The sequence below is a fragment of the uncultured Pseudacidovorax sp. genome (assembly GCF_913773995.1).
Taxonomy (GTDB): domain Bacteria; phylum Pseudomonadota; class Gammaproteobacteria; order Burkholderiales; family Burkholderiaceae_C; genus Xenophilus.
Genome location: NZ_CAJYES010000171.1, coordinates 1 through 7,581 on the forward strand (window position 1 = coordinate 1; position 7,581 = coordinate 7,581).

Consider the following 7,581-nt stretch of genomic DNA (forward strand, 5'->3'; position numbering starts at 1 on the left):
CCTACAGGGGGCACCCGAAGCTGGCCCGGGCGCTGGAGACCGCCTCACGTGCACGCCAGGGCTATGTGCGCGTCATCGACCACCCCGACCTGGGCCGACACTACGCCACGGTCAACCTGGTCAAGCAGCTGCGTCTGGAGCTGGACGACACGCCGGTGGTGACGGTGAGTTCCTGTCAGAACTGCCGCTGGGAGCAGTTCCTGCAGTCCGGCGAGGACATCGGCGAGGGCATCCGCGCCAGCGGGCTGCGCGTGGTGCTGCTGGCCTCGGGCGCGCTCAGCCACAAGTTCAACGGCATCGACTGGAAGCCGAACCATCCGCGCATCTTCCACGAGAGCAACGTCTCCTCGCCCGAGAACATCGAGAGCGACAAGGGCGCCATCGCGCTCATGGCCGAGGGCCGGCACGACCTGATCCTGGAGCGCTGGGACGCCGAATACCGCCGCAAGCCCTGGGAGGCCTTCGGCGCGCACTACCTGCAGATGCTGGGCGCCATGGGCGGCGCCGACTGCCGCGCCAGGGGCGAGGCCCTGTCCGCCTACGAGAACGCCCGGGGCACCGGGAACATCCACATCTGGTTCCCCGCCTGACTGCCGCCAGCCGATCATGAACTTCGAATTCCCACTCCAGAGCCTGCCCGCCGTGATGCAGGGCCCCCGCGTCGAGCGACGCCGCGTCCTCATCGGCGGCAGCGCCTTCTGGGGCACGATGGTGGAAGAAGGCGCCGACGCCGGCCGCCTGCGCCTGGACGACGGCCGCCTGCTAGACGCCGACGCGCAGACCTACCTGCCGCCGGTCGACCCGAGCAAGATCATCGCGGTGCACATCTCCTACCGCTCGCGCAGCATGGAGACGCGCAACAAGCCCAAGCCGACCGAGACGCCCACCTACTTCACCAAGCCGCCGACCTCGCTCAATGGCCACAAGGGGCAGATCCTCAAGCCGGCGGACTGCAAGTACCTCAACTACGAGGGCGAGTACGCCGTTGTGATTGGCCGGACCTGCCGCAACGTCACGCCGGACGAAGCCTGGGACCACATCGAAGGCTTCTGCCCCGCGCTGGACATGGGCCTGCAGGACTTCCGCGACACCGACCAGGGCAGCATGCTGCGCGTGAAGGGCGCGGACACGCTGCTGCCCATCGGCCCCGGCATCGTGCGCGGCATCGACCTGTTCGCGCAGACCCTGCGCACCTTCGTCGACGGCCGCGTCGTGCAGGAGGCGCACATCGGCGACGAGACCATCTGGGGCCCGCACTACGTGATCGCCGACATCGCGCGCCACATCACGCTGGTGCCGGGCGACGTGATCCTGATGGGCACGCCCTGCCATTCGCGCAGCGTGAATCCAGGCAACGTCGTGGCCTGCGAGATCACCGGCATCGGCCGCATCGAAGGAACGGTGGTGGCCATCGACGCGCCCCGCGCCTCGGCGCTCGGCGTCGGCCATGCGCCCACCGACAGCCCCGAGGTGCGCCGCGTGGCGCTGGGCTTCGACGAGCGCGTGCCGGAGCACTTCAAGGCCAACCTGCGCACGGCCAAAGGCGAATGATCGGCAAGGTCTGCATCGTCGGGGCTGGCGCCATCGGCGGTTAGATCGGCACCCGGCTGGCGGCAGCCGGCCAGGCCGAAGTCAGCGCCCTGGCACGTGGCGCCAAGCTCGAATCGCCGCGGCGCGACGGCTGGCGACTGCAGGCGGCCGACGGCGAGCGGCTGCAGGTGCCCACCCGCGCTTCCGACCGACCGGCCGAGTTGGGCCCGCAGGACCTGGTCGTCATCGCGGTCAAGGCACCGGCGCTCGTCAGCCTGGCGCCGACGCTGGGGCCGCTGCGCGTGGCCGACATGGTCGCCGGCTCCGGGCACAGCCGCTGGATGGCGGCGCGAACATCGGCGTCGGCGCAGTCCGCATAGAACAGTGCCTTGGCTTTTCCGGGATCACCGTCGAGGTCCGCGTCGCCGTGTCCCGGCGCACCCACACGGGAATCAGGGTGCCTTTGTCGGCCATCGCGATGGAACCAACGGTCTGCCTGGGCGGGACCATGAAAGCCGTCACATAGACCAGATGCGCGATGCGGTCGGGAAAGGCCTTGGCCACGAGCGAGATCGTGGCGCCGCCCAGGCTGTGGCCGACGAGGACCACGGGCATGGGCGAGCGCCTCACGACCTGGCCCACACTCTCCATGAAGTCGGCAGGCGTCGTGGCGCCAGCGAGTTCCGGGGCCACGCCGCGGCCGGGCAGGTCCACGGCCGTCACGCGATGCCCCTGCGCGCGCAGCGCCGACGCCACCTTGTCCCAGCACCACGCGCCATGCCATCCGCCGTGCACAAGGACTTAGTGGGCCTCCCCCGTGCCTGCGTCCCCACCGCTGGCGCAGGCGGTCAGTGCGGAGCCGGCCACGCCACAGGCGCCGGCAACGAAGGTGCGTCGAGAGATCGGATGCGTCATGGCGCTCCTCACGGTTTGCTGGTTGGAATACGGCTCAGGCGCGGCGCCGGTGCCGGCCGCGGCCGACCTTCATGTCCAGCCTCCTCGACGAAGGCGCCTCGAGCGCGCAACGCCGGATCGTGCAAGGCCTCGTCGAGATGAGCGACGGGGGTGACGCAGGCGTCCAGCCCTTCGAACGCGCGGATCCAGTCCGCCTGCGTCCGCTGGCCGATCGCCGTGGCCACCTCCTGCCGGATGGCCTGCCAGTTTTGCGGGGCTTCGCTGTCTTGCGCCCGCTCGGCCGGCAGCCCCAGGGCGAGGAAGAAGGCGCGCCGGAACTGCGGCTCCATCGCGCCCACGGCCAAGTGTCGGCCATCGCGGGTCTCATAGACGCCATACCACGGGGCGCCGCCGTCCAGGAAGTTCCGGCCCCTGCCGCCACCCCAGTCGCCTCGCGCACGAATGGCGAAGATCGAGGTCATCAGCGACAGCACCCCCTCCGCCATGGAGACATCGATGACGCAGCCCTGCCCGGAGCGCTCGCGCTCGAGCAGCGCGGCGCAGATGCCGTAGGCGGCCTGGAGCGAGCCGCCGGCAAAGTCGGCCAGCAGGTTCAGCGGCGGCACGGGACCGCTGTCCGCTGTGCCGATGGCGTCCAGCGCGCCGGTGGCGGCCAGGTAGTTGATGTCGTGGCCCGCGAGCTGCGAACGCGGCCCGGTCTGCCCCCATCCCGTGATGCGGCAGTAGATGACACGTGCATTGAGCGCGGCGCACTCCGCCGGGCCGAGGCCGAGCCGCTCCATCGCCCCCGGCCTGAAGCCCTCCACCAGCACATCGGCGCTGGCGATCAGCGCCAGCGCCTTGTCGGCGTTTGAGCGGTCCTTGAGGTCGAGTCTCAATGAAGACTTGGCCCGGTCGGTGTAGCGCCATCTCGGGTCCGCGCGCGGCCCCTTCTCATCGCGCATGACCTGCACGACCTCGGCCCCCATGTCGGCCAGGAACATGGTGCACAGCGGCACCGGGCCCTTGGCGTGGAATTCGACCACCTTCATGCCGGCGAGCGGCCTGAGGGCCTGGGCGGTGCCAGGCGCCGGAGGCGGGAGGGTGTGGGAAGACGGGATCATCTGGCTTGCGTGCGATTTCGTTCAGCGGGGACCGTGACATCGAAGCCATAGAGGGACTGGCCCTTGGCGAGCTGGTCGTCCCGGCTCCAGCGGCTGCGGATGAACAGGCGGATGTTCCGGCGCCAGGCATCGAGCGCGCCGGACCGGTGCATGGACGCCCCTTGTGCGCGCGCCGCGAGTTGCAGTCTGGCCGTGCGCCGGCCACGGCTGCTTTCGTAGCCGCGCAACGCATCCTCCAGCGGCACCTCCTGACTGGCCATGGCCTGCGCCAGCACATAGGCATCCTCGATCGCCATGACCGCGCCCTGCGCCAGGAAGGGCAGCATCGGGTGCGCCGCATCGCCCAGCAGCGTCACACGGCCCCTGCCCCACCCGGTCAGAGGGTCACGGTCGAAGAGCGCCCATCGGTTGCACTGGGTGGCCCGCGCAAGCAGGTCCGTCAGCGACCGGTTCCAGTTGGTGAAGCATGCACTCAGCTCGGACACGGTGGCCGGCTGCGTCCAGGACTCGTCCGTCCAGCGGTCGGTCTCGTAGACCGCCACGATGTTGAGCAGCTGTGCGTCACGCACGAAGTAATGCACCACATGACCGCCGGGCCCCATCCAGAGCGTGGAGTCTCGCGCGACACGGCGGCGCAGCTCATCGTCGGCCGGCACCAGTGCACGGAATGCCACGTTGCCCGTGAAGCGGGCCTGCGACGGGCCGTGCAGCGCGCGACGGACCACGGAATGGATGCCGTCCGCGCCCACGACCACGTCGAAGTGCTCGCGGCCCGCCGATGTCTCGATCCAGGCGCCACCCTCGCCGGGTTCGACGGCGGTGACGGCGCAGCCCGTCCTGATCTCGGCACCCGCTGCGGCCCGCTGGAGCAGGCCAAGCAGATCCGCGCGGTGCACGTGGTAGTAGGGCGCGCCATAGGCCTGGTCGAAATCGTCGGCGATGCCGGTGCGGGAGACGGCGATCCCGGTCTTCCAGTCGCGCAGCGTAAGGTGGAGCGGGCGCACACCCACGCGTGCCAGGTCCTCGGCGAGGCCAAGGGTGCGCAGCACCTTGACGCCATTCGGACTGACTTGCAGGCCCGCCCCCACCTCGCCCAGCGCGCGCGCCTGCTCGAAGACCACCACCCGGATCCCGCGGGCGACCAGCAAGGCGGCCAGGGTCAGTCCGCCGATGCCGGCACCGATCACGGCGACGCGCAATCCCGAATCGATGCTCATGGCTTGCGCGCGAAGCCGTACTTGGTCAGCAGCGCCCGTTCCTCGACCGCGGCCTGCTTGGCAAAGGCCGTGAACGCCTGCGCGTCCTTGTAGCGGGTGCCCTGGCCCGCCCGTTCGAGTGCAACCTTCACCTCCGGGGCATCCAGGCTGCGCTTGAACGCATCCTGGATCTTTTCGATCACCGCGGGCGGTATCCCCTTCGGCCCGCCAAGCCCCCAGGGCGAGTCGACGGACATGCGGTAGCCCAGTTCACGCGTGGTCGGCGCGTCTCGCCACTTGGGTGAGCGCTCCTCGCTCGCGACGGCGAGAAGCCGCGCTCTGCCCGAATCCACCAGCGGGCCGAATCCTCCGCTGCCGTCCACGACGAAATCCACGTTGCCGGCCAGCAGGGCCTGGGCGGTGTCGGCGCTGCCCTTGTAGGGAATCGGGTTCCATCGGACCTTTTCCTGCGCCGTGATCTCCTCAACCAGCAGATGCGCGCTGTTGCCCAGACCCGCCGGCACCCCGTAGTTGATCTTGTCCTGGTTGGCGCGCCCGTAGGCCAGCAGCTCCGCCCAGGATCGAAAGGGCGCATCGGCCCGGACCACGATGCCGAAGGGAACGTGCGAGAGGCAGACGATGTAGCTGATGTCCGCGATCGGGTCGTAGGCCACGTCCTCGGTCACCGGAGCGCGGAACACGCCCATCGTGATCAGGCCAAGCGTGTAGCCGTCGGCCGGTGCGTTCTTCATCTGCACGATGCTCACCGTGCCACCCGCTCCTGGCTTGTTGTCCACGATGACAGGCTGGCCGAGCGACTGCTCGGCAGCACGCGCCATGACCCGGAAGATCACGTCGATGGAACCACCGGCCGGAAAGCCCAGCAGGACACGGATGGGCTTGGCCGGCCAGCCGGACTGGGCGGCTGCCCAGGGTGCGGCCGACAGCCCGAGTCCGCCGGCCAGGCCGCCGAGCAGGGCCCGGCGCCTCGACGAAAAGTTTATGGCCTGGATGGGAAGGGGGTTCATGCGTTGTCTCCTGGGGATGCAGAGTGCGCGCGCTCTGCGTGGTAATGGCGGATGCGCTCAGATCCTTCGGCCCTGGCCGGCCCAATACGGATCCGAGAGCTGGCGCTTGTAGATCTTTCCGTTGTCCTGGCGAGGCAGCGCGGTCTCGAAGCGCAGGACGGACGGGACCTTGAACCGCGGCAGCACCTCCTCGAGCGCTGTCCTGATCTGCGCCTCGGACAGGCGCGCGCCCGGCTCCAGCTCCACGTGGGCCGCCAGGGTCTCGCCAAACTCCTCGTGCGGAATGCCGAACACGGCACAGTCGCGCACGCCGGCAATGTCGATCAACGCAGCCTCGATCTCGGCGGGATAGATGTTGACGCCGCCCGAGATCACCATGTCCTTGACCCGATCGCAGATGAACACGTCGCCGTCTTCGTCGACATAGCCGACGTCGCCTGTCGCGATGAGGCCATCGCGCCGTTCGAGGGCGGCGCGCTCTGCGTCGCGGTGCCGGTAGGTGAAGTCCGGGTACGTCGCGTTGCGACAGCAGATCTCGCCGACCTCGCCCGGGCCCAGCACCTTGCCGTCGGCGTCCAGGACCTCCAGGCGTACCGTCGCCTGTCGCCGCCCCACCGTGCCGGGTTTGCGCCGGGCATCCTCGGGACGGGCGACGGTGACCGGGCCGGTCTCGGTGGTGCCGTAGAACTCGTAGACCACCGCCCCAAGCCAGTCCATCATGGCGCCCTTCACGGCGGCCGGACACGGCGCGGCGGTATGCACGATGTGCCGCACGCTCGACAGGTCGTAGCGCGCGCGCACCGCCTCGGGCAGGCGAAGAAGCCGCACGAACATCGTCGGGACCATGAACAGGTGCGAGATGCGCTGCTGCTCGATCAGCGCCAGCAGCTCCTGCGCGTCGAACTTGGAGCGCATGTGGACGGTGCCGGCATCGCGTGTGGCTGCATACGCGGCCCGCCAGTAGGCGCCCGGCCCGCCGTGGTACAGCGGACCCACGATGGCCGCGTTCATGCCGGCACAGGTGCCGAAGGCATGGTGGAGCGTGCGCAGATTGCCCTGCTGTGCGGCCAGGTCGGTATAGGGCTCCCGCTGAACGCCCTTGGGCTTTCCCGTGGTGCCCGAGGTGTAGATGATGGCCCCGCGCGGCCGTGTCGAAGGACGGGCCAGCGGCGACTGTGCACGGAGCCAGCCGTCCCAGTCGATCCAGCCGGCGCCTGCGGTCGTGGCCGGCTGCGCACCGTAGCGGTCCGCGATCTGCGGCGGCGTCGGCACGGCGAGCGTCTTGCGTCCGGCCAGGAAGCCGGGCGGCAGCTGTGCCAGCAGGTCGGTGTGGCCGACGATGATGCGGGCGCCCGAGTCTTCGAGGATGTAACGGATCTCGTCGGGCTTGCCATGCCAGTTCAGCGGCACGGCGTACACGCCCGCCGCGTCCGCGCCGACCATGGCCTGGGCCAGCGGCGCGTCGTTGCGCATCAGCAGGGCCACCGCATCGCCCTCCGCCAGGCCCTCGGCACGCAGTCCGCCTGCGAAGCGGCTGCAGGCGTCCTCGAAAGCCGCCCGGGAGATCGAGCTCGCCTCGTTCGAGAAGAAGACGGATGCGCCGCTGCTCATGGAACCTCCTGGGTGTTGCGGCGAAGCGCGTGTTCCGCGGCGTCGCTGCGGGCCATCGCGGTCACGTCGTGGGCGTAGATCCACTCCGCCTGATGCGACGTGGCGGCCGGATCGCGCAGCCCCTGGAGCTTGAAGCCGAGGTTGCGCCTGAACCTTCCCCAGGCCGAGGCGAGATGAACGGTCCTGGCCCGCGCCCGT

Annotated in this window: 7 protein-coding genes and 2 pseudogenes; 3 read left to right on the forward strand and 6 right to left on the reverse strand. The window is 69.8% G+C overall.

Translation table 11 applies throughout. The features are described from left to right. The 3 genes and pseudogenes from QZ772_RS15800 to QZ772_RS15810 form a co-directional block, all read left to right on the forward strand. On the forward strand, positions 1–590 hold a 590-nt coding region (locus QZ772_RS15800), incomplete at its 5' end, for an extradiol ring-cleavage dioxygenase (protein WP_295528158.1). A gap of 16 nt (positions 591–606) precedes the next feature. After that, a complete protein-coding gene (locus tag QZ772_RS15805) occupies positions 607–1,551 on the forward strand; it encodes a fumarylacetoacetate hydrolase family protein (RefSeq protein WP_295528160.1) in 945 nt (314 codons plus the stop codon). Between the two features lie 44 nt (positions 1,552–1,595). After that, positions 1,596–1,826 (forward strand): annotated as a pseudogene (locus QZ772_RS15810) (2-dehydropantoate 2-reductase N-terminal domain-containing protein); the annotation flags it as partial. Here QZ772_RS15810 and QZ772_RS25520 read toward each other — a convergent pair. From QZ772_RS25520 to QZ772_RS15835, 6 genes and pseudogenes are all read right to left on the reverse strand, one after another. Further along, positions 1,801–2,325, reverse strand: a complete 525-nt coding sequence (locus QZ772_RS25520; RefSeq protein WP_366510607.1) for an alpha/beta fold hydrolase — start codon at positions 2,323–2,325, stop codon at positions 1,801–1,803. The pseudogene QZ772_RS15810 and the gene QZ772_RS25520 sit on opposite strands and share 26 nt — an antisense overlap. 128 nt (positions 2,326–2,453) lie before the next feature. Then, on the reverse strand, positions 2,454–3,476 hold the full coding sequence (locus tag QZ772_RS15815) for a CaiB/BaiF CoA-transferase family protein (RefSeq protein WP_295528163.1): 1,023 nt from the start codon (positions 3,474–3,476) through the stop codon (positions 2,454–2,456). A gap of 68 nt (positions 3,477–3,544) precedes the next feature. Continuing rightward, positions 3,545–4,765: an FAD-dependent monooxygenase gene (locus QZ772_RS15820; protein WP_295528166.1), complete on the reverse strand. Its 1,221-nt coding sequence runs from the start codon at positions 4,763–4,765 to the stop codon at positions 3,545–3,547. Beyond that, positions 4,762–5,772, reverse strand: coding sequence for a tripartite tricarboxylate transporter substrate binding protein (locus QZ772_RS15825; protein ID WP_295528169.1), 1,011 nt, complete (start codon positions 5,770–5,772; stop codon positions 4,762–4,764). Before QZ772_RS15825 ends, QZ772_RS15820 begins: the two co-directional genes overlap by 4 nt. 57 nt (positions 5,773–5,829) lie before the next feature. After that, positions 5,830–7,383: an AMP-binding protein gene (locus QZ772_RS15830; RefSeq protein ID WP_295528172.1), complete on the reverse strand. Its 1,554-nt coding sequence runs from the start codon at positions 7,381–7,383 to the stop codon at positions 5,830–5,832. Then, a pseudogene (locus QZ772_RS15835) lies at positions 7,380–7,581 on the reverse strand (hypothetical protein); the annotation flags it as partial. The gene QZ772_RS15830 and the pseudogene QZ772_RS15835, both read right to left, overlap by 4 nt.

What these genes read in the sequence shown, in the direction of transcription:
- QZ772_RS15825 (WP_295528169.1), bottom strand. Translation starts at nt 5,772, where the DNA reads ATGAACCCCCTTCCCATCCAGGCCATAAACTTTTCGTCGAGGCGCCGG.
- QZ772_RS15830 (WP_295528172.1), bottom strand. Translation starts at nt 7,383, where the DNA reads ATGAGCAGCGGCGCATCCGTCTTCTTCTCGAACGAGGCGAGCTCGATC.
- QZ772_RS15805 (WP_295528160.1), top strand. Translation starts at nt 607, where the DNA reads ATGAACTTCGAATTCCCACTCCAGAGCCTGCCCGCCGTGATGCAGGGC.
- QZ772_RS15815 (WP_295528163.1), bottom strand. Translation starts at nt 3,476, where the DNA reads ATGAAGGTGGTCGAATTCCACGCCAAGGGCCCGGTGCCGCTGTGCACC.
- QZ772_RS15820 (WP_295528166.1), bottom strand. Translation starts at nt 4,765, where the DNA reads ATGAGCATCGATTCGGGATTGCGCGTCGCCGTGATCGGTGCCGGCATC.